Origin of the sequence: Devosia sp. (assembly GCF_017307495.1) — a bacterium.
GTDB lineage: Bacteria > Pseudomonadota > Alphaproteobacteria > Rhizobiales > Devosiaceae > Devosia_A.
The window spans coordinates 257,884-281,122 of record NZ_JAFKHE010000015.1 but is presented as its reverse complement, the minus strand read 5'-3'; the positions used below and the strand labels follow the sequence as shown (position 1 = coordinate 281,122).

25 protein-coding genes are annotated in these 23,239 nt (G+C 66.7%); 9 read left to right on the top strand and 16 right to left on the bottom strand.

The genetic code is table 11. From position 1 onward, the window contains the following. Window positions 1-29: 29 nt before the first annotated feature. The 12 genes from J0I99_RS07675 to uraH form a co-directional block, all read right to left on the bottom strand. Window positions 30-2,189 (bottom strand): malate synthase G, encoded by a 2,160-nt coding sequence (locus J0I99_RS07675; RefSeq protein WP_291396952.1) that lies wholly within the window; start codon window positions 2,187-2,189, stop codon window positions 30-32. Window positions 2,190-2,321: 132 nt separating this feature from the next. Next, window positions 2,322-3,662, bottom strand: coding sequence for a guanine deaminase (gene guaD / locus J0I99_RS07670; RefSeq protein WP_291397001.1), 1,341 nt, complete (start codon window positions 3,660-3,662; stop codon window positions 2,322-2,324). A 2-nt stretch (window positions 3,663-3,664) separates the two neighbouring features. Then, on the bottom strand, window positions 3,665-4,885 hold the full coding sequence (locus tag J0I99_RS07665) for a urate hydroxylase PuuD (RefSeq protein ID WP_291396951.1): 1,221 nt from the start codon (window positions 4,883-4,885) through the stop codon (window positions 3,665-3,667). Window positions 4,886-5,070: 185 nt separating this feature from the next. Further along, window positions 5,071-6,153 (bottom strand): BMP family ABC transporter substrate-binding protein, encoded by a 1,083-nt coding sequence (locus tag J0I99_RS07660; RefSeq protein WP_291394214.1) that lies wholly within the window; start codon window positions 6,151-6,153, stop codon window positions 5,071-5,073. A gap of 40 nt (window positions 6,154-6,193) precedes the next feature. Continuing rightward, window positions 6,194-7,120 (bottom strand): ABC transporter permease, encoded by a 927-nt coding sequence (locus J0I99_RS07655; protein WP_291394215.1) that lies wholly within the window; start codon window positions 7,118-7,120, stop codon window positions 6,194-6,196. Next, window positions 7,117-8,193 (bottom strand): ABC transporter permease, encoded by a 1,077-nt coding sequence (locus tag J0I99_RS07650; RefSeq protein WP_291394216.1) that lies wholly within the window; start codon window positions 8,191-8,193, stop codon window positions 7,117-7,119. The genes J0I99_RS07655 and J0I99_RS07650 overlap by 4 nt, the downstream gene beginning before the upstream one ends. Further along, a complete protein-coding gene (locus J0I99_RS07645) occupies window positions 8,183-9,721 on the bottom strand; it encodes an ABC transporter ATP-binding protein (RefSeq protein WP_291396950.1) in 1,539 nt (512 codons plus the stop codon). Before J0I99_RS07645 ends, J0I99_RS07650 begins: the two co-directional genes overlap by 11 nt. Then, a complete protein-coding gene (gene xdhC / locus J0I99_RS07640; RefSeq protein WP_291396949.1) occupies window positions 9,708-10,580 on the bottom strand; it encodes a xanthine dehydrogenase accessory protein XdhC in 873 nt (290 codons plus the stop codon). Before xdhC ends, J0I99_RS07645 begins: the two co-directional genes overlap by 14 nt. A 156-nt stretch (window positions 10,581-10,736) precedes the next feature. Then, on the bottom strand, window positions 10,737-13,061 hold the full coding sequence (gene xdhB / locus J0I99_RS07635; protein WP_291396948.1) for a xanthine dehydrogenase molybdopterin binding subunit: 2,325 nt from the start codon (window positions 13,059-13,061) through the stop codon (window positions 10,737-10,739). Further along, a complete protein-coding gene (locus tag J0I99_RS07630) occupies window positions 13,058-13,216 on the bottom strand; it encodes a hypothetical protein (protein WP_291396947.1) in 159 nt (52 codons plus the stop codon). The genes xdhB and J0I99_RS07630 overlap by 4 nt, the downstream gene beginning before the upstream one ends. Further along, window positions 13,213-14,676, bottom strand: coding sequence for a xanthine dehydrogenase small subunit (xdhA, locus tag J0I99_RS07625; protein ID WP_291396946.1), 1,464 nt, complete (start codon window positions 14,674-14,676; stop codon window positions 13,213-13,215). The genes J0I99_RS07630 and xdhA overlap by 4 nt, the downstream gene beginning before the upstream one ends. Further along, window positions 14,676-15,032 carry a hydroxyisourate hydrolase gene (uraH, locus tag J0I99_RS07620; RefSeq protein ID WP_291396945.1) on the bottom strand — a complete coding sequence of 119 codons (357 nt, stop codon included), beginning with the start codon at window positions 15,030-15,032 and terminating at the stop codon, window positions 14,676-14,678. Before uraH ends, xdhA begins: the two co-directional genes overlap by 1 nt. 207 nt (window positions 15,033-15,239) lie before the next feature. Between uraH and puuE the strand changes: the two genes are divergently transcribed. The 4 genes from puuE to J0I99_RS07600 all read left to right on the top strand — a co-directional run bounded on the left by puuE (window position 15,240) and on the right by J0I99_RS07600 (window position 18,267). After that, the gene (gene puuE, locus J0I99_RS07615; RefSeq protein WP_291396944.1) at window positions 15,240-16,655 is read left to right on the top strand and encodes an allantoinase PuuE; all 1,416 of its coding nucleotides are present in this window, start codon (window positions 15,240-15,242) and stop codon (window positions 16,653-16,655) included. A gap of 209 nt (window positions 16,656-16,864) precedes the next feature. Beyond that, window positions 16,865-17,212 carry a helix-turn-helix transcriptional regulator gene (locus J0I99_RS07610; RefSeq protein ID WP_291394270.1) on the top strand — a complete coding sequence of 116 codons (348 nt, stop codon included), beginning with the start codon at window positions 16,865-16,867 and terminating at the stop codon, window positions 17,210-17,212. Window positions 17,213-17,223: 11 nt separating this feature from the next. Next, on the top strand, window positions 17,224-17,706 hold the full coding sequence (locus tag J0I99_RS07605) for an SRPBCC family protein (RefSeq protein ID WP_291396943.1): 483 nt from the start codon (window positions 17,224-17,226) through the stop codon (window positions 17,704-17,706). 93 nt (window positions 17,707-17,799) lie between these two features. Next, window positions 17,800-18,267 carry a VOC family protein gene (locus J0I99_RS07600; RefSeq protein WP_291396942.1) on the top strand — a complete coding sequence of 156 codons (468 nt, stop codon included), beginning with the start codon at window positions 17,800-17,802 and terminating at the stop codon, window positions 18,265-18,267. Between the two features lie 22 nt (window positions 18,268-18,289). On the opposite strand, the gene J0I99_RS07595 is transcribed toward J0I99_RS07600, so the two are convergent. Both J0I99_RS07595 and J0I99_RS07590 read right to left on the bottom strand, forming a co-directional pair. Then, entirely contained in the window at window positions 18,290-18,490 is a 201-nt protein-coding gene (locus J0I99_RS07595; protein WP_291396941.1) for a hypothetical protein, read from the bottom strand. A gap of 2 nt (window positions 18,491-18,492) precedes the next feature. Beyond that, complete coding sequence (locus tag J0I99_RS07590) at window positions 18,493-18,687, bottom strand: hypothetical protein (RefSeq protein ID WP_291396940.1); 195 nt, start codon at window positions 18,685-18,687, stop codon at window positions 18,493-18,495. Window positions 18,688-18,878: 191 nt separating this feature from the next. Between J0I99_RS07590 and J0I99_RS07585 the strand changes: the two genes are divergently transcribed. Continuing rightward, complete coding sequence (locus J0I99_RS07585) at window positions 18,879-19,700, top strand: bifunctional allantoicase/(S)-ureidoglycine aminohydrolase (protein WP_291396939.1); 822 nt, start codon at window positions 18,879-18,881, stop codon at window positions 19,698-19,700. Here J0I99_RS07585 and J0I99_RS07580 read toward each other — a convergent pair. Further along, on the bottom strand, window positions 19,695-20,033 hold the full coding sequence (locus tag J0I99_RS07580) for a hypothetical protein (protein ID WP_291396938.1): 339 nt from the start codon (window positions 20,031-20,033) through the stop codon (window positions 19,695-19,697). The two genes, J0I99_RS07585 and J0I99_RS07580, sit on opposite strands and share 6 nt — an antisense overlap. Window positions 20,034-20,163: 130 nt before the next feature. Between J0I99_RS07580 and J0I99_RS07575 the strand changes: the two genes are divergently transcribed. The 4 genes from J0I99_RS07575 (at window position 20,164) to J0I99_RS07560 (ending at window position 22,644) form a co-directional block, all read left to right on the top strand. Next, window positions 20,164-20,595, top strand: a complete 432-nt coding sequence (locus J0I99_RS07575; protein ID WP_291396937.1) for a cupin domain-containing protein — start codon at window positions 20,164-20,166, stop codon at window positions 20,593-20,595. Continuing rightward, window positions 20,592-21,086: an ureidoglycolate lyase gene (locus tag J0I99_RS07570; protein ID WP_291394263.1), complete on the top strand. Its 495-nt coding sequence runs from the start codon at window positions 20,592-20,594 to the stop codon at window positions 21,084-21,086. The genes J0I99_RS07575 and J0I99_RS07570 overlap by 4 nt, the downstream gene beginning before the upstream one ends. A gap of 97 nt (window positions 21,087-21,183) precedes the next feature. Further along, on the top strand, window positions 21,184-21,966 hold the full coding sequence (locus J0I99_RS07565; RefSeq protein ID WP_291394262.1) for an META domain-containing protein: 783 nt from the start codon (window positions 21,184-21,186) through the stop codon (window positions 21,964-21,966). A gap of 54 nt (window positions 21,967-22,020) precedes the next feature. Continuing rightward, on the top strand, window positions 22,021-22,644 hold the full coding sequence (locus tag J0I99_RS07560; protein WP_291396936.1) for a nucleoside deaminase: 624 nt from the start codon (window positions 22,021-22,023) through the stop codon (window positions 22,642-22,644). A gap of 390 nt (window positions 22,645-23,034) precedes the next feature. Here J0I99_RS07560 and J0I99_RS07555 read toward each other — a convergent pair whose 3' ends face one another. After that, window positions 23,035-23,223 carry a hypothetical protein gene (locus J0I99_RS07555; protein WP_291392624.1) on the bottom strand — a complete coding sequence of 63 codons (189 nt, stop codon included), beginning with the start codon at window positions 23,221-23,223 and terminating at the stop codon, window positions 23,035-23,037. Window positions 23,224-23,239 lie beyond the last annotated feature (16 nt).

The window sequence follows — 23,239 nt, the reverse complement described above, 5'->3', positions numbered from 1 at the left end:
CCGATGGAACTCCACCTCGCGCGCAGACCTCACACCGCCGCTTTGACCCGCTCGCGCGCCGCATGGAGGATCGGCTCGGTATAGCCGGACGGTTGCGTCGCCCCTTCCAGCGCCAGATCGAGCGCAGCCTGGTAGGCGATCGAGGTCTCGAAATGCCCCGCCATCGGCCGATACAGCGGATCACCCGCATTCTGCCCGTCGACGACCGCCGCCATCTTCTCGAACGAGGCGCGCACCTCGGCCGCGCTGACCAGCCCGTGCTTCAGCCAGTTGGCGACTGCCTGCGAGGAGATGCGGCAGGTGGCGCGATCCTCCATGAGCCCGACATTGTTGATGTCCGGCACCTTGGAGCAGCCGACGCCCTGGTCGACCCAGCGCACCACATAGCCGAGGATGCCCTGGGCGTTGTTGTCGAGCTCGCGCAGGACCTGGGCCTTGTCGAGGGTCGCAGGATCGAGCACCGGCATCGAGAACAGGTCCGAGAGGCCCGGCGTCGGCTGGTTGTGCCGGCGCTTCTGCGCCTCGAACACGTCGACCTGGTGATAGTGCAGCGCATGCAACGTCGCCGCCGTCGGGGACGGCACCCAGGCGGTGTTGGCGCCGGCATTGGGGTGCGCGGCCTTGCTCGCCAGCATCGCAGCCATGTCGTCTGGCCGCGCCCACATGCCCTTGCCGATCTGCGCCCGGCCCGAGAACCCTGCCGCGAGGCCGATCAAGACGTTCCGGTCCTCATAGGACTGGATCCAGCGTTCGGACTTCACGTCGTCCTTGCGCAGCACCGGACCGGCCAGCATCGAGGTATGGATCTCGTCGCCGGTGCGATCGAGGAAGCCGGTATTGATGAAGAACACCCGGCGGCGGGCGGCGAAGATGGCGGCCTTGAGGTTGGCGGACGTACGGCGCTCCTCGTCCATGATGCCGATCTTGATCGTCTCGGGCTTGAGGCCGAGCATCCTCTCGACCGCCCCGAAGATATCGCAGGCGAACTGGACCTCCTCCGGCCCGTGCATCTTGGGCTTGACCACGTAGATGGCGCCGGTGCTCGAGTTGACCTTGTCGCTCATGGCGCAGAGCGCCGTGACGGCCGCGTCCATCAGCCCTTCGCCGATGGGCTGGCCCGCGGGGTCGAGCACGGCCCTGCTCGTCATCAGGTGCCCGACATTGCGCACCAGCAGCAGCGCCCTGCCCTTCAGCACCACGGGCTGGCCGTCGACACCCTTGTAGGTCCGGTCCGGATTGAGACGCCGGGTAACGGTCCTGCCGCCCTTCTGGAACGTGTCCTCGAGCGTGCCGTTCATCAGCCCGAGCCAGTTGCGATAGACGCCGACCTTGTCCTCGGCATCGACTGCCGCGACAGAGTCCTCGCAGTCCTGGATGGTGGTCAGCGCGGCTTCGATGATCACGTCGCTGAGGCCGGCCTTGTGCGTCGCGCCGATCGTGCTCGCCGGGTCGATGATCAGGATGACGTGGAGCCCGTTGTGCCGCAGCACCAGCTCGCCGCGCTCCTGCGTCCCGCCATAGCCCACGAAGGCCGAAGGGTCCTTGAGGCCAACGCGCCCGGCCGCGGTGTCGGCGACGAACACCCGCCGGTCGCCTTCCTTGACCACGTGGTAGCCGCTGACGTCGGCATGGCTGCCGGAAGCCAGCGGCACGGCGCTGTCGAGGAACTCGGCGGCCCGCGCCACGACTGCGGCGCCGCGGGCGGCGTTGAAGCCCTTGCCCGGCGCCAGCGCGCCGTCGCGTGCGATCGCGTCGGTGCCGTAGAGCGCGTCATAGAGGCTGCCCCAGCGGGCATTGGCGGCGTTGAGCGCGTAGCGCGCGTTCGACACCGGCACCACCAGCTGCGGCCCGCAGAGCGACGAAATCTCGGGGTCGAGCCCGCTGGTTTCGATGATGAAATCCCCGGGCTCCGGGACGATGTAGCCGATTTCGCGCAGGAAGGCTTCGTACTGCGCCGGATTGGCCGCCACCGGTCCGTTCGCCTTGTGCCAATCGTCGATCTGCGTCTGGATCCGGTCGCGGATGGCGAGCAGTTCGCGGTTCCTGGGCACGAAATCGCGGACGAGACCGGCGAAACCGTTCCAGAACTGCCCGGGCGTGACACCGGTGCCGGGAATGGCTTCCTTCTCGACGAAATCGACCAGCAGTTGGTCGACCTTGAGGCCGGATTTGTCGAGATAGTTGATCATTTCTGTCCTCATTCCTTCATGCCCACCGCATTGCTCCCCTCCCCCTTGAGGGGAGGGGCGGGGGGTGGGGTCCGTCGGTGATCGCCGAACTGCCCCCTCCCTCGATCCCTCCCCTCAAGGGGGAGCGATGCGCTAAGCGGCCAGTGCCGACTTCATCGGCTTGCCCATCACATAGGTCTCGACGATCGCCCGGTCGTCGCCGCACGTCTGCAGCAGGAATAGCTCCTGCTCGAGCGAGTGTACCGTTTCCATGCGCAGCTTCATCTGCGGTGTCGCCCCGGAATCGAGCACGACGATGTCGGCTTCCTTGCCGGGCGCCAGCGAACCGATCCGATCGTCGAGGCTCATCGCCCGGGCATTGCCCAGGGTCAGGTGGTAGAATGAGCGGAACGGGGTCAGCCGCTGCCCGCGCAGTTGCAGCACCTTGTAGCCCTCGTCCATCGTGCGCAGCATCGAATACGAACTGCCGCCGCCCACGTCGGTGGCGGTGGCGATGCGCACGCCGTGCTGGTGCTGCCGCTCGTAGTCGAACAGGCCCGAGCCGATGAACAGATTCGAGGTCGGGCAGAACACCGCTACCGAGCGGGTCTCGGCGATCACCTCGGTCTCGCGATGGCTCAGGTGGATGCAGTGGCCGAGCAGGGTCTTGGGCCCCAGCAGGTGGAATCTTTCGTAGATGCCGACATAGTCGCCGTAGTTCGGGAACAACTCGTTGGCGTAGGCGATCTCGGCGAGGTTCTCGCTGACGTGCGTCTGTATGTGCAGGTCCGGGAACTCTTGCGCCAAGGCCTCGGCCATCGCCATCTGCTCGTGCGTCGAGGTGATGGCGAAGCGCGGGGTGATGGCGTAGTGCGCCCGGCCCCTGCCATGCCACTTCGCGATGCCGGCCTTGGTGTCGTCGTAGCCTGATTGCGGCGTGTCGCAGAGCCCGGGCGGCGCGTTGCGATCCATCATCACCTTGCCGCCGACCATCAGCATGTCGCGCCTGGCCGCTTCGGTAAAGAACGCATCGACCGACTGTGGATGCACCGAGCAATAGGCGGCCGCCGTGGTCGTGCCGTGCCGGATCAGTTCGTCGAAGAAGCGCGAGGCGATGCGCGTCGCGTGCGCCTCGTCGCCGAACTTCTGCTCCTCGACGAACGTGTAGGTGTTCAACCATTCGAGCAGCGCCCCGGCATAGGCGCCGATCACCTGCATCTGCGGAAAATGGATATGCGGGTCGATGAACCCGGCCATGATCAGGTGTGGCCGGTGGTCGATCACTTCGTAAGCGCTCGCGCCCCCGCCCGGCCCCTCGCCCCACTCCCGGACCCAGAGGATCCTGCCGGTGCTGGTGTCTATGACGACTGCACCATCCTCGATGAAGCGATACGAGGCATGATCGTCCCGTCCCTGCGGCTCGCTGAGGAAGCTCAGCACGCGACCTCGCAGCACGCGAAGCTCAGGCTCTCGCCCGGCCTCCTGGGGGACGATGCTCACTTCGAACCCTCGCGGAACCACGCCACCAGCAGCGCCCGCTCGTCGTCGGTCATGTCGGTGACATTGCCGGGCGGCATGGCGTGCGAATAGCCGGCCTGGATGGCGATCTGCTCGGCGTGGTTGGCGACCGCAACATCGGTGTCGAGGATCACGTTCTTGGGCGCCTCGCTGACGCCTTCCCACACCGGCTCGGCCGTGTGGCACATGGTGCAGCGGGTCTGCACCACATCGGAGGCAGCCCGGAAATGCGGGCTTTGCATCAGGACACTGGCCTGCGGCGAGGGCATGCTCTCCGCCCCGGTCGGCAGCTTGGGTCCGCTCGACAGCCACGCGATCAGGATGAAGATTGCGATGGTCAGCGCCCAGGTCCAGTGCGGGTTGCCCTTCCTCGCGTGGCGCGTGTTGAAATAGTGCCGTATCAGCACGCCGCACAGGAAGATCAGCGAGGCGATCACCCAGTTCCACTGCGTCGCAAAGGCCAAGGGGTAGTGGCTCGACAGCATGAAGAAGATGACCGGCAGCGTCAGGTAGTTGTTGTGCAGGCTGCGCTGCTTGGCGATCTTGCCGTACTTGGCGTCAGGGGTGCGGCCGGCCTTGAGATCGGCGACCACGATCTTCTGGTTGGGAATGATGATGCCGGCCACGTTCGCCGCCATTATCGTGGCGGTGAACGCACCCATGTGCAGCATCGCGGCACGCCCGGTGAACACCTGCGTATAGGCCCAGGCCATGGCCGTGAGGATGGCGAAAAGCACCAGCATCAGCCCGGTCGTCGAATTGCCGATGGGGGACTTGCACAGCGCGTCGTACAGCACCCAGCCCAGCACGATGGAGCCGAGCGAGAGGAGGATCGCCTGCCAGCTCGGAATATCGAGCACATGCCGATCGACAAGGAACAGGTCGGCGCCGAAGTAGTAGACGACGACGAGCAGCACGAAGCCGCTCAGCCAGGTGAAGTAGCTCTCCCACTTGAACCAGGTCAGGTGCTCGGGAAGGAAGTCCGGGGCCACGAGGTATTTCTGGATGTGGTAGAAGCCACCGCCATGCACCTGCCACTCCTCGCCATGCGCCAGCGGCGGCAGGCTCGGCGTCTTGCGCAACCCCAGGTCGAGCGCGATGAAATAGAAGCTCGAGCCGATCCAGGCGATGGCCGTGATCACGTGCGTCCAGCGCACCGCAAAGCTCAGCCATTCCCAGAAGATTGCGAAGTCGGTCATTGGCTCCACCTAGCAACAGGCACCGGCGTCAGTCCCGCGGCGGCAGCGACCGGTGCGGAACGCCCTACAGGCCGTGCGGCCGCGGGGCAATCCCACCAGGTTCCGCCGTTGCGGAAGTGACGCCGGCGCATGGGCGGTTCGGGATATGCGAGGCGAGCCTGGGCCCGCCCCGCCAGTTCGATGCGTTACGCCTCGATGCCTTCGGCGTACCAGTCGACGCCCCAGAACTCGCCGTCATCGATCACGTCACCGGCGGCAACGCGTTCGGTGCCGGTGTTGTCCTTGATCGGTCCGGCAAACGGATGGAGCGTACCGGCGATAATGGCGGCCTTGACCTCCTCCGCCTTGGCGACCACGTCGGCCGGAACCTTGGCGTTGTAGGGCCCGATCTCAACCTCGCCCGAGGCAAGGCCGTCCCAGACGCTGCTCTCGACCCAGGTGCCGTCGAGCACCGACTGCACCGACTTGGTGTAGTGCGGGCCCCAGCGGTCGATGATGGCGGTGAGTTGGGTATTGGGCGCGAAGGCGCTCATGTCCGCGCCCTGGCCGAACACGCCGACGATGCCGCGCTCTTCGGCGATCTGCGGAATGACCGGGCCGTCCGTATGCTGGGCGATGATGTCGACGCCCTGGTCGATCAGCGCGCGGGCCTGTTCGGCTTCCTTGGCCGGATCGAACCAGCTGTCGATGTAGACCACCTTCACCGTGACGTTCGGGTTGACCTTGCGCGCGGCGATGGCGAAGGCATTGGCGCCCATGCGCACTTCCGGGATCGGGATGGAGCCGACATAGGCGAGCTTGTTGGTCTTGGTCATCAGCCCGGCGACGGTGCCGATGACGGCGCGGCCTTCATGGAACTTGGCGTTGTAGATCGACACGTTCGGCGCCGTGGCATTGCCGGTCGCCCACTCGAACTTCACGTCCGGGAACTGCTTGGCCACCTTGTGGATGTAGTCGCCGTAGCCGAAGGAGGTGCCGTAGATCAGCTTGTGGCCCTGCTGCGCCAGTTCGCGGAACACGCGTTCGGCGTCGGGGCCCTCGGGCACGTTGGTGACGACGGTGGTTTCCACCTTGTCCTCGCCGATCGCTGCCAGCATCTCCTGGCGGCCGCGATCGTGGCCGTAGTTCCAGCCATTGTCGTCCGGCATGCCGATGAGCACGAAGCCGACCTTGAGCTTTTCCTGGGCGAAGGCGCGCGAGCCGAGCAGCGGCAGGGCTGCGGCGGCACCGCCGATTTTCAGCATCGTGCGTCTGTTGAACTGCGTCATGTGTCTCTCTCCTGTTTGACGGTTCTTGTTCCTCCTGCCCTCAACCGGCCGCGATGAACGGCTTGCCGAGGCAGGCGGGTGCAGACGAGCTGCCCTCGCGACGGAGCGAGATCAGCACGAGAACGACGACCGTCGCGAGATAGGGCAGCGCGGCCCAGAACTCGGACGGCAGTACACGGAAGCTGCTGGAGGACTTCGCATAGACCTCGAAGATCATCATCAGCCCGAAGAAATAGGCGCCGGCCGCCAGCCGGAACGGTCGCCAGGCCGCGAACACCACCAGCGCCAGCGCGATCCAGCCCTTGCCCGTGGTCAGCCGCTCCACCCATTGCGGGGTGAGGGCCAGGGGGAAGCAGGCCCCGGCAATGCCTGCCATGGCACCGCCAAAGGCGACGGCCGCATAGCGAACCCCGATCACCGAGTAGCCCATGGAATGGGCCGACAGGTCGTTCTCGCCGACTGCGCGCAGGATCAGGCCGCTGCGGGTACGCTGCAGGAACCACCAGACGGCCACCACCATGATCAGTGCCAGGTAGACGAACACGGAGTGCCCGAACAGCAGGCGCCAGACCGGGTCGGTCGCCAGTTCCGCCGGAAAGGGCGAACCGACGGTCGGAACGCTCTTGCCGGTATAGGGGCGCCCGAACAGCGCCGAAAAGCCGGTGCCCAGGATGGTGAGCGCAAGCCCGGTCGCCACCTGGTTGGCCGAGAGCGTCAGCGTCAGCACGCCGAAGATCAGCGCCGCCAGGGCCGCCGCTGCGGCGGCGCAGGCGACCGCAAGCAGGTGGTTGCCGGTGGTCAGGGTGACCGCCACCGTGATGACGGCGCCGACCAGCATCATGCCCTCGACGCCGAGATTGAGCACGCCGCTCTTTTCGACCACCAGTTCGCCGAGCGCGGCGAGCAGGATGGGGGTCGCCGCTCCCGCCATGGTCATCAGGATGGCAATGACGATGTCGCTGCTCATGTCGCGATCTCCGCGCGGCGCACGGACCGGACCCGATAGCGCACCAGGATGTCGCTGGCGAGCAGCAGGAACAGCATCATCGCCTGGAAGATGCCGACCGCCGCAAACGGCAGCTGGATGGTGATCTGCGCCATCTCGCCGCCCACGAACGTGATGGCAACCATGAGGCCTGCGAGCACCGCCCCCAGCGGATGCAACCGGCCCAGGAACGCCACGATGATCGCGGTAAAGCCATAGCCCGCCGGGAACTGCAGGATCAGCCGGCCCACCGGCCCCATCGCCTCGAGGATGCCGGCAAACCCCGCCAGCCCGCCCGAGATGAGCATGGCGAGCCAGACCGTCCGATCGGCTGAAAAGCCGCCATAGCGCGCGGCATGCGGCGCCGCGCCGACGACCCGGACCTGGAAGCCGAACACGAAGCGCGAGAATACCAGCCAGGCGACCAGCGCCACGATCACGGCGAGGAGCGCATTGAGTTGCACGATGGTGCCGGGGATGATGTACGGCAAGGACTGGTCGGCACTGAACATCACCGTCTGCGGCTGCCCCATGGAGGTCGGGCTCTTGAACGGCCCCGCCAGCAGGTAGTTCAGCAGGTAGACCGAAGCGTAGGTGAGCATCAGGGTGGTCAGGATCTCGTTGACCCTGAACCTCACCCTGAGCAGAGCCGGGACCGCGGCATAGGCCGCGCCGCCCGCCACGCCCGCCAGCATCATCAGCGGCATGATCCACCAGCCGGTCATGTCGTTGGTGAGGATGCCGACGCCGGTGCCGGCGATCGCCCCGACGATGTATTGGCCCTCGGCGCCGATGTTCCAGACATTGGCCCGGTAGGCGATCGACAGCCCCACGGCGATGATGATCAGCGGCGCTGCCTTCACCGCCAGGTCCTGCCATTTGTAGGCGTTGAGCAGGGGCGACAGGAAAATCTCGCGCACGGCGCCGAGGCCGTCGTAGCCGAGCAGGGTGAAGATGATGCCGCCCAGCACCATGGTCACCAGCACGGCGCCGATCGGCGTCAGGACCTGCAGCAGCTTGCTCGGTTCCTGCCGCTTCTCCAGTCTAAACTGCATGCACTGCCCCCTCGCCGTGGATGCCGCCCATCAACAGGCCGATCTCTTCGATATCCGCTCCCTCGACCTGCATCGGTTTGCTCAGCCGCCCCCCGTTGATCACCGCCAGAGTGTCGCACAGCGACAGCAGTTCATCGAGGTCCTGGCTGATCACCACCACCGCCGAGCCGGCCGCCGCGAGGTCGATGATCGCCTGGTGGATCGCTGCCGCGGCGCCAGCATCGACGCCCCAGGTCGGCTGGCTCACCACCAGCACGCTCGGCTTCTGCAGGATTTCGCGCCCCATGATGTACTTCTGCAGGTTCCCGCCCGAGAGCGACCCCGCCGTCGACCCCGGGCCCAGGGCCTTGACCGCAAAGGCGGTGATCACCTCGCCCGCATAGGTCCGGGCCGAGGATGACTTGATCATCCCGGCCGACACCATGCCCAGTCGGTCGCGGGCGGTGAGGACCGTGTTGTCGGCCAAGGTGAACTCGGGCACGGCGGCATGCCCGTTGCGCTCCTCGGGCACGCTGGCCAGCCCCTTGAGCCGTCGCTGCTTCGCCGGCAGACCGCCCACCGGCGCCCCGTCGATGCTGATCGCCTCGGGATGGCGCGACAGCTCCTCGCCGGAGAGCGCCAGCAGCAGCGCGTTCTGCCCATTGCCGGCAACGCCGGCAATGCCGAAGATTTCTCCCGCCCGCACGGTGAAGGTGACATCGTGCAGCGGGATGCCGAACGGCCCTGCCCCCGGCAACGACAGCCGGTTGACCACCAGCCGCTCGGCGCCCAGCGTACGTCCGGCCGGCTTCTTGATGTCCTTCAAGCCCCCGCCGATCATCTTTTCGGCCATGGAGCGGCTCGTCTCGACCCTCGGGTCGCAGGTGTCGACCAGCCTGCCGCCGCGCAGGATCGTCGCGGTTTCGCACAGCGCTTTGATCTCGTGCAGCTTGTGCGAGATGTAGAGGATCGAGCAGCCTTCCCTGGCGAGCTGGCGCAGCACGACGAACAGTTGCTCCACCTCCTGCGGCGTCAGCACCGAGGTCGGCTCGTCCATGATCAGCAGCGTCGGCTTGAGCAGCAGCGCGCGCACGATCTCGATGCGCTGGCGCTCGCCGACCGACAGCGTCGACACGGTGCGATGCGGATCCAGGTGCAGCCCGTACTGGTCCATCACCTGGCGGATCCGCGCCTCGAGTTCGCGAGCCGGAATCTTCGCGTCCATGCCGAGCGCGATGTTCTCCAGCACCGTCATCGCCTCGAACAGGGAGAAGTGCTGGAACACCATGCCGATGCCGAGCTTGCGCGCCGCCTTGGGGTTGTGGATCACCACCGGCTGCCCGTTCCAGCGGATCTCGCCGGCATCGGGCTGCATGATCCCGTAGATCATCTTGACCAGCGTCGACTTGCCGGCCCCGTTCTCGCCGAGCAGTGCGTGGATTTCGCCCGGCAGCACCGAGAAGCCGACATTGTCGTTCGCGAGCACGCCGGGAAAGCGCTTGGTGATGCCGTGAAGCTGGAGGCGGGGGGTGAGGCTAATGTCCAACAACGGCTCCCGACTGGGTCGTGACCGGCCGTGCGACAGATGCTTCCCGACCGCCAATGTGTACCAGAATCTCGGCGGCCGCCAGCGCCGCGATCACCTCCGGCCGCTTGTCGCCAAGCCCGCCCGGAAAGGCCCTGCCGCCGATGGGCAGCACCAGCCGCTCCAGCCGGTCGGCGGGATAGCCCGCGTCGAGGTACCAGCTCCTGAAGCGTGCGCGCTTCGTCTTCGAGCCCACCATGCCCACGTAGGGCGCATCGAGCCGCTGCAGCGCCTCGGCCCCGATCAGGAAATCGAGCGCGTGGTCGTGGGTGAGGATGACGTAGGAGCTGCCCTCCGGCGCAGACCGGACCACCGCCTCCGGCATCGGCACGGCGAGGGTCTCGACATTGTCCGGCAGGTCGGTGAGTTCGCCCGGGCGCGTATCGACCACATGCACATGCGCCGGCAGCGGCGCCAGCGCGCGCGCCAGGGCGTGCCCGACGTGCCCCGCTCCGAACAGGAAGACATGCGGCCGCGCTGCGTCCTCCGCAGCCAGCCGAGCGACCAGCGCCCGGACGAGGTCCGGCGTCACGCGCCGCAGCGCCACGTCCACGCGGCCGCCGCAGCACTGCCCGATCTCGGGTCCGAGCGGGATGTCGAGGTCGTCCCGGTGCTCGCCGTTCCGCAGCACCTGCCGCGCCCGGTCAATCACCATGTACTCGAGCGCCCCGCCACCGATGGTGCCGGCAATGGCGCCCGCAGAAATCAGCATGAACGCGCCGGCCTCACGCGGCGAAGAGCCCCGGACGGAGGCAAGTTCAGCGACGATCGCGTCCGGTTGAGTGGAGAGGAAGCTCTGCAGGTCGGAGACGGAGAGTGTCATCGGACAGTCACCCCTCACCCGTCTCGCGCTGCGCGCGATCCACCCTCTCCCCGACGGGGAGAGGAAAAGTGGTGGCCACCGTGCTCTCCGTATTCTTCTCCCCGTCGGGGAGAAGGTGGCGCGCAGCGCCGGATGAGGGGTAGCCACGCACAGCGGTCATTGGAGCCCCTTCCGCATCCGCTCCACCGCCAGCAGGACCCGTTCGGGCGTTGCCGGCATGTCGAGCCTTGGCGCGACCCTGTAGTCGGCCACAGAAGCGACCGCCATCGACAGCGCCTCGACCACCGAATAGCCGAGCACCAGCGGCGGCTCGCCCACGGCCTTGCTCCGCCCGATCGCCGGCTCCTTGTTGATGCTCCACTCGGCCAGCCGCACGTTGAAGACGCGCGGTACGTCGGAGGCGAGCGGGATCTTGTAGGTGGAGGGCGCGTGGGTGCGCAGTTGCCCCTTGCTGTCCCACCACAGCTCTTCGGTGGTGAGCCACCCCATGCCCTGGATGAAGCCGCCCTCGACCTGGCCGATGTCGATCGCCGGATTGAGCGAGCGGCCTACATCCTCGAGCACGTCGGCACGGTCGACGACATACTCCCCGGTCAGCGTGTCGACCGTCACTTCCGACGCCGCCGCACCATAGGCGAAGTAGTAGAATGGGTGCCCGCGTCCCGTGGCGCGATCCCAGTGAATCTTCGGCGTCTTGTAGAAGCCGGCTGCGCTCAGCGACACGCGGTTCATCCAGCACGAGGTCGCCAGTTCGTCGAACGGCACGAACTGCTGCCCGGCCCGGATGCCGCCGAACTCCCACTGCACCTCGCTCGGCTCGACCTCGTAGATGAAGGCCGCATGCGCCGCCATGCGCGCCTTGATCTGGTTGGCCGCGTCCAGCGCCGCCATGCCGTTGAGATCGGTGCCCGAGGATGCCGCCGTGGCCGAGGTGTTCGGCACCTTGCCGGTATTGCTGGCGGTGATCTGCACCCGCTCGACCGGTACCCCGAAGGCATCGGCGACCACCTGCATCACCTTGATGTGGAGCCCCTGCCCCATCTCGGTGCCGCCATGGCTCAGATGGATCGAGCCGTCGCGATAGACGTGCACCAGCGCCCCGGCCTGGTTGTGCCAGGTCGCCGTGAACGAGATGCCGAACTTCACCGGCACCATTGCGATGCCCTTCTTGAGCACGCTGCTGGTGCGGTTGAACGCAAGGATCGCCTGGCGCCGCGCCTGATAGTCGGAGCTCTGCTCGAGGTCCTCGATCACCCGCTGGATGACGTTGTCCTCCACCACCTGGTGGTAGGGCGTGATGTTGTTCGTTTCGGTGCCGTAGAAGTTCGCCTTCCGAATCTCGAGCGGATCCTTGCCCAGCGCGTAGGCGATGTCCTCGATCCAGCGCTCGGCCGCGATGATCCCCTGCGGGCCGCCGAAGCCGCGAAAAGCCGTGTTCGACACGGTGTTGGTGAACAGCGGCAGCGAATTCACCCGCACCGCCGGATACCAGTAAGCGTTGTCCGCGTGGAACAGGGCGCGGTCCGTCACCGGGCCCGACAGGTCGGCCGAATAGCCCGAGCGCGCAGCGAAGGTCGCCGTCACCGCCTGGATCCTGCCGTCGTCGGTGTAGCCGACGTCGTAGTCGACGACGAAATCGTGGCGCTTGCCGGTGATCTGGAAGTCGTCGTCGCGGTCCGGCCTGATCTTCACGGCCCGGTTGAACTTCTTGGCCGCAAGCGCTGCCACGACAGCGAAAAGATTGCCTTGCGTCTCCTTGCCGCCGAACCCGCCGCCCATGCGGCGCATGTTCACCGTAACGGCGGCATGCGGAATGCCAAGCACCTGCGCCACCATCACCTGGATCTCGGTCGGGTGCTGGGTAGAACAATGCAGGGTGACCTCGTCATCCTCGCCCGGCACGGCCAGCGCCGCCTGGCTTTCGAGGTAGAAATGCTCCTGCCCGCCGATGCGGACCCGCCCTGTCACGCGACGCGGCGAGGCCGCGAGCCCGGCCTCGACATCGCCGCGCTCGAGCTTCAGCGGCTCGGTGACCAGCTTGCCGCCGGCAGCCATCGCCCCATCCACATCGGTGAAGAACGGCAGGTCGCGATATTCGATCCGCGCCAGCTTCGCCGCCCGGCGCGCCGCCTCGCGCGTAGTGCCGATCACCGCGAACAGCGGCTGGCCCCAGGTGACGACGCGCGTCGTCGCGAACACCGGCTCGTCGTGCTTGTGCACCGAGCTGATATCGTTCTCCGCCGGCACGTCCTCGGCCGTCAGCACGCCGACGACGCCCGGGGCCGCGCGCACCGCGTCGAGGTTCATCGCGGCGATATCGGCATGCGGCTTGGTCGAGAGGCCCAGATAGGCATGCAGCGTGCCCTCCGGCTCGACCAGGTCGTCGATATAGTCGGCCCGTCCGGCCACCTGCTTGGCGGCGGAATCGTGCGGGGTCGAGACGTGCAGCGGGGATGTTGTGATCGGGGATTGCTTGTTCATGGGGTCGATACCTCCACAAACGCGATGTCGTTCCGGCGCAGGCCGGAATCCATCCTGGGATGATCCACCCCGAACTGCGCAATCGGAACCCCCTCAAGATGGACCCCGGCCTGCGCCGGGGTGACCCGGTGGAAATGGAGGGAAAGCAACATCATGCGACCTCCCGCGTCAGCCGCTCGGCCGCACCTGTCGTCTCGAGGAAGAAGCGCCGCAACAGGTTCTGCGCCACGAGCAGCCGATATTCGGCACTGGCGCGCATGTCGGTCAGCGGCTGGTAGTCCACCTCGTAGACCGGCAGCGCCGCCTCGACCGTCGCCGAGGTCCACGGCTTGCCGATCAGCGCCGCCTCCACCGCCCTGGCCCGCTTCGGCGTCGCCGCCATGCCGCCGTAGGCGATGACCGCGGAAGCGACCTTGCCGTCCTCGACCTTCACCCTGAACGCAGCGCACACGGACGAGATATCCTCGTCCCGGCGCTTGGATATCTTGTAGGCGGCGAACTGCTCGCCCTCGGGCAGCGCCGGAACGATCACGCCCTCGACGAACTCGCCCGGCTGGCGGTCCTGCTTGCCGTAGGCGATGAAGAAGTCCTCGAGCCTGACCTCGCGGCGGGCATCGCCCTTGCGCAGCACGATCGAGGCGCCGAGCGCGATCAGCGGCGGTGGCGTGTCGCCGATCGGCGAGCCATTGGCGATGTTGGCGCCGATCGTGCCGGCATTGCGCACCTGTTGCCCGCCGATCCGGCTCCAGAATTCCTTGAGCTGCGGATAGCGCGCCACGATCGCCGCCTGCGCCTCGCTGTAGGTCACGGCCGCGCCGATGCGCAGCGCGCCGTCGAGTTCGGCGATCCCGTGCAGGTCCGCCACGTCGGCGATGTAGATCATCGGCCCGATGTCGCGCATGAACTTGGTCACCCACAGGCCCACGTCGGTCGCGCCCGCCACCAGCGTGCCGGTCGGATTGGCCGCATAGATGTCGGCCAAGTCGTCCGCACTGGCCGGCACTATGATCCGGTCCTTGCCCGTCCCCAGCTCGATGCGCCTGCCGTCCCTCAGCGCCGCGAGCCGCGCCGTGATCGACTGCCGCTCGGCCACCAGCGGGTCCGCAACCACCTTGCCATAGGCCGAGATCGACCGCCCGGCCTTGACGATCGGCGCATAGCCGGTGCACCGACACAGATTGCCCTGCAGCGCCACCTCGATGTCGTTCACCGACGGGTCGGGTGTCTGCATCCACATGCCATAGAGCGACATCACGATGCCCGGCGTGCAGAAGCCGCACTGGCTGCCATGGTGATCCACCATCGCCTGCTGCACCGGATGCAGCGGTCCGCTGGCGGCACTGAGGTGCTCCACCGTGACGACATGCGTCGCATCGAGGCTGCCCACGAAGCAGATGCAGGCATTGATCGATTCGTAGCGCAGCTCGCCCCCGCGCAGCCGACCCACCAGTACCGTGCAGGCGCCGCAGTCGCCCTCGGCGCAGCCCTCCTTGGAGCCGGTCATGCGGCGGTCGAGGCGGAGATAGTCGAGCAGCGTACGGGTCGCCGAAATCTCGTCCAGCACGACGTCCCGGTCGTTGAGGATGAATCGCAGCTGGGTCCGGATTTCGGTCATCAGCTTCCCCGGTAGGTCGAGTATCCGTACGGCGAGACCAGCAGCGGCACGTGATAGTGCGCCATCTCGCTCATCACGAACCGCACCGGCACGGTGTCGAGGAACGGGGTCTCGAGGTCCAGGCCGAGCCGCTCGAAGTACTGACCGACGTGGAAGATCAGCTCATAGCCGCCCAGATGGAAACGGTCGCCTTCGAGCAGCGGCTGGTCGACCCGACCGTCGGCATTCGTATGTCCGGACCATATATGGTGCGTATGGTCGCCGTGCACCATGAGCAGGTCGAGCCGCATTCCCGCTGCCGGCTTTCCGTGTGTGGTGTCGAGTACGTGCGTCGTTAGGCGTGCTGGACCCGCCATTACCCATCCCTTTGCCCGCTGGCAGGCAGCCCCCCGTCGGCCGCCGCTTGCCGTGGAGGCACTCCGTTCTGATTGCTCGACTATTGAGCAATTCCGACTCCGTTCCAAGGGGGTTGCAGCCGATTTTTACCAACTGGTCCACTTTTCGCGGACTTGCGCACACGCGTTTCCAACGCTGTTATGCGCGGACGAAAGACGAGGTTCCCGATGCGTTACCCCCGTAACCTGCAGGGCTACGGCCCCAATCCGCCGCACGCACAGTGGCCGGGCGGTGCAAACATCGCCGTGCAGTTCGTCCTCAACTACGAGGAAGGCGGCGAGAACTGCGTCCTCCACGGCGACGCCGCTTCCGAGGCTTTCCTCGTCGACGTGATCGGCGCCGCGCCATGGCAGGGCAAGCGCCACTGGAACGTCGAGTCGATGTACGAGTACGGCGCCCGGGCCGGTTTCTGGCGGCTCCATCGCCTGTTCACCGGGCACAACCTGCCCGTCACGGTCTATGGCGTCGCCACCGCCCTGCAGCGCAGCCCCGAGCAGGTGAAGGCCATGCTCGATGCCGACTGGGAAATCGCCAGCCACGGCCTCAAGTGGATCGACTACCGCGACCACGACATCGAGCACGAGCGCGAGGATCTGCACGCCGCGGTCAAGCTCCATACCGAGATGATCGGCACCCGCCCCACCGGCTGGTACTGCGGCCGCACCTCGGTGAATACCGTCGACCTTGCCAGCGAGGAAGGCGGCTTCACCTACGTCTCGGACACCTACGACGACGACTTGCCCTACTATCGCGAGCACATGGGCAGCCCGCAGCTGATCATCCCCTACTCGCTCGCCACCAATGACATGCGCTTCACCACTGCCTCGGGCTTCGCCAATGGCGAGGAATACTTCCAGATGCTCAAGGACAGCTTCGACGTGCTCTATGCCGAAGGCGAGGCCGGCTCGCCCAAGATGATGTCGCTGGGCCTCCACTGCCGCCTCGTCGGTATGCCCGGGCGCTTCGCCGGCCTGCAGCGCTTCGTCGACTATGTCATGAGCAAGGACAAGGTGTGGATCGCCAAGCGCATCGACATCGCCGAGCACTGGCTCAGGACCCACCCCTATCGGAAGCCGGCGATCGTGCCGTCCGGGCTCGCCCTCGACGACTTCACGCAGCTGTTCGGCAACGTGTTCGAGCACTCCGAGTGGGTCGCCGAGCGCGCCCACAAGCGCGAGATGGGGCCGGTCCACGACACGCCGGTCGGCCTGCACGCCCTGATGTGCCAGGTCTTCCGGGCTGCCTCCGAGCAGGAACGCCTCGGCGTCCTCAACGCCCATCCCGACCTCGCCGGCAAGCTCGCCGCGGCAAAGCGCCTGACCGCCGAATCGGAATCCGAGCAGGCCTCGGCCGGCCTCGATGCGCTGACCGACGCCGAGCGCGAGCGCTTCGGCCTGCTCAACCGCCAGTATGTGGAGAAGTTCGGCTTCCCCTTCATTATCGCGGTCCGCGACAACACAAAAGCCCAGATCATGGCCGCCTTCGAGAAGCGCCTCGGCAACACCCGTGAACAGGAATTCGCCACGGCGTGCAGGCAGGTGGAGCGGATCGCGGAACTGCGTATCCGGTCGATCATGGAGTGAGATCAAGGGTCGGAGGCACATGCGCCTCCTGCCCCCAGCTTCTTGTCCCCAAACCGGTGGTAGGCGGCAAGTTCAAGCCGACTACTCGATGCGACACCTCCCCCTTGATGGGGGAGGACGGGAGGGGAGGAGCCAAGTGCGCCAGACCCGCTTGACATCCCCGTATTCTTTCAATAACCATTCAGTTATAGAAACACTGAGTTATTGAAATGCCTGCCCCCTCCCAGCTCGACCGCACCTTCGCAGCGCTCGCCGACCCCACGCGCCGCGCCATCCTTGCCCGACTGGCCGAGGGCGAGGCGACGGTGAACGAGCTGGTCGAGCCCTTCGACATGAGCCAGCCGGCCATCTCCAAGCACATCAAGGTGCTCGAGCAGGCCGGCCTCGTGTCGCGCGGCAGGGAGGCCCAGCGCCGGCCGGTGCGGATCGAGGCGGCGCCGATGGCCGAGGCGGTCGGCTGGCTCGAGCGCTACCGGCAATTCTGGGAGAAAAGCTACGCGCGGCTCGATGGCCTGCTCGCCGAGTTGCAGGGCATCGCCCCGAAGACGAAGAACTGAGGAGCCCTCCGATGATGCCCCCGCTGACCATCGCCCTCCCCTCCGACCGCGAGATCGCGGTTACCCGCCAGTTCAGGGCGCCTGCCGAACTCGTCTTCGACTGCTGGACCATCCCGGCCCTGATCCGCCGCTGGCTCGGCTTCGACGACTGGACCTACGTCACCTGCGAGTTCGACGCCCGCGTCGGCGGCAAGTGGCGCTTCGTCACCCGCAGCCCCGATGGCTTCGAAATGGGCTCCGGAGGCGAAGTGCTGGAGATCACCCGGCCCGGATGGATCAAGACCACAGAGCTCTACGACCAGGACTGGACCGGCGGGCAGACCATCGTCACCAACCGCATCACCGAACACAGCGGCATCACCACCTCGGTCGTCACGGTGCTCTATCCGACCAAGGAAGCCCGCGACGGCGCCCGTGCCACGCCGATGGCGGAAGGCATGGAACATGGCTTCAGGCGCCTCGAGGACCTGCTGGCCAGCCTGCCGGCCGGCTGACCGCCTGACGCCTTCCGACTGCGACCTGACCTGCCGCCGGCGCGTTCCGCTCCGGGGAAGGATGCAACTCTATCCAGAGCGAGGAGACCTGAAATGCCCAAGATCATGCCGTGCCTGTGGATCGACGACCGCATCGAAGAAATGGTCAACTTCTACGTCGCCACCTTCAAGGACGCCGAAATCCGCAGCAAGACGCCCGGCCCGGACGGCAGCGTGCTGACCATGCACTTCCGCTTGAAGGACCAGGAGTTCATGGCCCTCAATGGCGGTCCGGGCCCGCAGTTCAAGTTCAACGAATCGATCTCGTTCAGCGTCGACTGCGAAGACCAGGCCGAGATCGACCACTACTGGAACACGCTCACCGCCGATGGCGGCGAGGAATCGATGTGCGGCTGGCTCAAGGACAAGTTCGGCCTCAGCTGGCAGATCGTCCCCAACAACGTGATGGGCCTCGTCTGGGACTCGAGCAACCCCGAGGGCGCCGCCCGCGCCCAGCAGGCCATGTTCAAGATGCGCAAGCTCGTCATCGCCGACCTGCAGGCCGCCTACGCCGGCAAGTAGCATCGCAACCGGGAGGCGGGGGCTAGTCGCCGCCGCCATCACCCGCGTCGGCATCGTCGTCCGGCGCGGCGTTGCCGCCGGCGGCGTCTCTCTGCCGCGTGATCGCCCCGACATACCAGCCGAGCGCCACCAGCGCGACGATGGCGATGAGCGGCCAGTAGCTGCCGAGGAATGCATAGACCGGCTCCCGCAACGACCTCTGGAAGTCGAGAAGCCAGTTCATGCTCAGCGGTCCGGTGGCGCCTGGTCCGGGCCATGCGCATGCGACTCGCCGTCTTCCCACGCGATCGAGGTGTCAACCGTCGGTTCGGGGTGGCTGAGCAACCTGTCCAGCCACTGGCGAAACACACGGCCTGCTTCCTCGAAGCGGTGCGGATCGAGCATCGGACGGTGCGGCGCGGGGTGCAGATGGGTAGCCATGCCGCGAATCTGCGCCGCAATTCTAAACTTTTCCCTGACGTTCCGGCCGCGCATGGGTGGAAAACCGGCAGCGCTCCGCCGGACTCGCTCCTGCCCCTGCCCGCCCCACGGGGCAGGATTCGCGGCCCCACTGTCCGGCCAGCGGCTTTCGCGCTAAGAGGTCACACCCCTTCCTGAACGAACTGCGTCCCATGGCCGACACTACCTATGCCAGCCCGATCGCGGGCCTCCCCGCCCAGATAGCGCTTCACACCGGGCGCGCGGTGTTCACCGAGGCCTATGCCGTCATTCCGCACGGGGTCATGCGCGATATCGTCACCAGCTACTTCCCGCACTGGCAGGACACCCGCGGCTGGATCATCGCACGGCCCATGACCGGCTTCTCCGAGACCTTCTCGCAGTATGTGATGGAGGTTTCACCCGGCGGCGGCAGCGATCGGCCCGAGCCCGATGCCGGGGCCGAGGGCGTACTGTTCGTGGTCGAGGGCGAGGCCTCGGTGACCATCGCCGACAAGGCCCACACCCTCAAGCCCGGCGGCTACGCCTTCCTGCCGCCCGGCACGCAGTGGACCCTCTTCAACAAGGGCGCCTCCCCGGTCCGCTTCCACTGGATCCGCAAGCGCTACGAGGTCGTCGACGGCATCGATATCCCCCGCCCGTTCGTCGCCAACGAGCAGGATGAGCCGATCAACTGGATGCCCGGCACCAACAGCACCTGGGGCACGACGCGTTTCGTCGACCCCGCCGACGTCCGCCACGACATGCATGTCAACATCGTGACCCTCGAGCCGGGCGCCGTGATCCCGTTCGAGGAGACGCACGTCATGGAGCACGGCCTGTACGTGCTGGAGGGCAAGGCCGTCTACCGGCTCAACCGCGACTGGGTCGAAGTCGAGGCCGGCGACTTCATGTGGCTGCGCGCCTTCTGCCCACAGGCCTGCTATGCCGGCCCGGCGCGCTTCCGCTACCTGCTCTACAAGGACGTCAACCGGCATCCGAGACTGGCGCTATGACGCCCGGCGCTCCGCACCGCTGATCGCCAGCAGCAATCCGTCCATCTCTTGCAGCAGCCCGTCGATCCGGTCATCCGGCGGTAGTTGGGCTGTCTCGCGGATGAGATGCCGGCGATGCGCCTCGATCTCGCGGCGCAGCTCTTCGGTTCGCCTCTGTGCCAGGCCATACTCCTCGGAGCCTGGCGGATGCACGGCCAGTTGCCCCTTGAGGTAGCTCGATCGCAACTGCCAGCCTTCGATGTAGCGCAGCAGCGGCGGGATGATGTCGGTGAGTTCGTTACGGACGAGGGCGTCGGCCACGCCGGCCGGGACAAGCTGAATCTGGTCGTGCATTCTCAATCCTAAGTCACGAGCGCCACAACGTTTTCGCCGCGACATGGTTCAGTCCCCGCCAGGATTTTCGCTTGCAGCTTCACCCGGCGAACGCCATCGTCGGCAGCGCGACAGGGAGAACGCGATTCAGATGACACGCTTGAGACTGCTGGCCGCCCTGATCCCGCTGGCAGCGCCGGCGCTCGCCGAGGATCAGGCCTCGCCGGCCTACCAGAACCTGCTGACGCCGCTGCTGCAGGGGAGCGCCGACGTGCTCGGCACCCCGCTCGCCTACCCCGCAGGCGCAGCCAATGTCACGGCCGCCATCGTCACCATCCCGCCCGGCGGCGAAACGGGCTGGCATGAGCACGAGGTGCCGCTGTTTGCCCATGTCCTCGAAGGCGAGCTGACCGTCGACTATGGGACCAAGGGTACGAGGACCTACAAGGCCGGCGATTCCGTGCTCGAGGCGGTCGGCTGGGCCCACAACGGCACCAATACCGGCACCGTCCCCATGAAGCTCGTCGCTGTCTACATGGGCAGCGACGGGGCAGCGAACACCATCAAGGTTCCGGCACCGTGAAACAGATCGTCATCGAGCCGCTGACCCGCGAGGCCTACGCCCCCTTTGGCCAGGTTATCGAGGTCGAGGGCGCCCACCACTACCCGATCAACGGCGGCATGACCGAGCGCTACCACGACCTCGCCAGGGTCGAGCTCGGAGGCGTCCATCCGCGCCCGCTCGTCTCGATCGCCCGCGGCCAGCCCTACGCGCTGCCGCTGACGCTGACCATGGTCGAGCGCCATCCGCTCGGCAGCCAGGCCTTCTATCCGCTGGCGCAGCGCCCCTTCCTTTCGATCGTCGCGCCCGATGCAGGCGGCGTTCCCGGCACGCCCCGCGCCTTCCTGTGCGCTCCCGGCCAGGGCATCAACATGGCGATGAACACCTGGCACGGCGTGCTGACCCCCCTTGGCGAGGTCTCGGATTTCCTCATCATCGACCGGGGCGGCGAAGGCAACAACCTCGAGGAATACTTCTTCCCCGAGCCCTACCTGATAGTCGAGCGCAACTGAGTTATTTGCCGCGCTATCCTCCGATGGTCGTGGCATCGTTGCATTTCCTCCATAATCTGGTGCGCAACTGGCCAGATCGGCTTGGAGGGACATGGCAATGCGAACAATTTTGGCGATCCTTGCTGTTCTTGCGGCGCTGGTCGGGCCGGCATTGGCTGCCAAGGTGACGCTCAAGGGCGACGTGACCTATCGCGAGCGCATCGCGCTGCCGCCCGGCGGCATCCTCACCGTGGCGCTGGTCGATCTCGCGGCGCCGCTCCGGCCGCGCGTCTCCGCCAGGGCCGCCATCGCCAGCCCGGGCCAGGCGCCGCTGACCTTCACGCTCAACTTCGACGAGAGCGTCATCCTGCCCGGCCACAGCTATGCCCTCGATGCCGAAATCGCCGGCCCGGATGGCACCTTGTGGTTCCGCACCGCCGAACCCTACGCGGTCGCGCCGCTGGCGCCGGCGTCGCCGATCCTCATCATCGTCAGCCTCGCGCCGCACGAGGACACGACACCCGCCGAGCCGGCCACGGTCCAGCCGCAACCAACCACGTCGCCCCTCCTCGACATCACCTGGCAGGCCGTCACCATTGCCGGCAAGCCGGTCGGGCGCGGCATCGTCTCCTCGCTGAACATCGCTTCCGACATGCGCGCCGGTGGCCGCGGCGGCTGCAATTCCTGGTTCGCGCAGGCCGAGGTCAGTGCCGAGCGGCTGCTGTTCAGCGCCGTCGCCGCGACCCGCATGGCCTGCCTGTCGCAAGACGCCACGGCGCAGGAGGACAGCTTCTTCGGCGCCCTCGCCGCCACCCGCTTCTGGCGGCTCGACGCCAACCGCCTGGCGCTGCTTGACGCCGGCGGCGCGGAGGTGGCGACACTGGAGAAATCGGCGTTCTAGTTGACGCCGCGCCCGGCTACCGACAGGGTCGACCGGACTCTACCGGAGACTCCAATGGATACGCCTGAGCTCGTTTCCCGACTGCTCGACACCATCGAGCACGACCTGCTGCCGCTCACCCGGCGCGGCGTGAGTGGAGGCAACAAGCTGTTTGGCGCGGCGATCCTGAACAAGTCCGACCTGTCGCTTGTCGTCGCCGAAACCAACAACGAGACCGAGAATCCGCTCTGGCACGGCGAAATGCACGCCATCAAGCGCTTCTACGAACTGCCCGCCGAGGGCCGCCCTGCCGCGCGCGACTGCCTGTTCCTCGCCACGCACGAACCCTGCTCGCTCTGCCTTTCGGGGATCACCTGGTCGGGGTTCGACAATTTCTACTATCTGTTCAGCTACGAGGACACGCGCGACAGCTTCGGCATCCCGCACGACATCAGGATCCTGAAGGAGGTCTACGCCGTGGCCGACCCGGATCGCGGCTACGTTCCCGAGGATCGGCCGCTCTACAACCGCAAGAATGCCTTCTTCGAGGCGCACGACCTCCAGCGCATGATCGCCGGCATGGATCGCTCGTCCAAGGAACGCCTGGTCGCCCGCGTCGATGACCTGAACGCAGCCTACAACGACCTGTCGGCGACCTATCAGCAGGACAAGGGCAGCAAGGGCATTCCGCTGAGCTAGCCGGGGACGGCTAGAGCTGGGCCACGCTCGCGGCCGCCAATGCCAGTATGGCAAGGGCGGTGGCGAACATCACGATCAAGAGGATCTGCGTTCTCGTCCCGATCGATCTGCGCCGGCGGCCCGGCTCCAGGCCCATCGGGATCAGCCGTTGTCCGCCATGGTCACGGCAGCACTCTCGACCGGGATGGCCGAGGCGGCGATGGTCAGCGTGGCCATCGACATGACGAACAGCGCGACAAGTGTGAATTTCAACATTTTTCGAGCGCCCCCAAGGCGTTGCGTTCGGCCAAGCCAGCCGGTTCATCTTGCCGGCGATAATGCGGCACGCGGCTTGAACGTTCCCGGAACTGCGCGTTTATCTGCCGTTCAGCCTTGCGGGTGCTCGTCCCGCTAGTCGATCGGGGGCAGCTCGCGAGTCCTCGGATGCGGCATCGGCTGCAGCAGTGGATCGTTGGAGACCGGCAGGCCCGGGAGCTGGCCCTCGGACGGGACTTCCCGGGTGAGCTCGGGCTCGGGAACGTCGGATGGCACTTCGCCGGGCTGTCCGGCTGAGGGGCGCGGCGCTTTGGGATCGGACATCTCTTGCCTCCAGTGG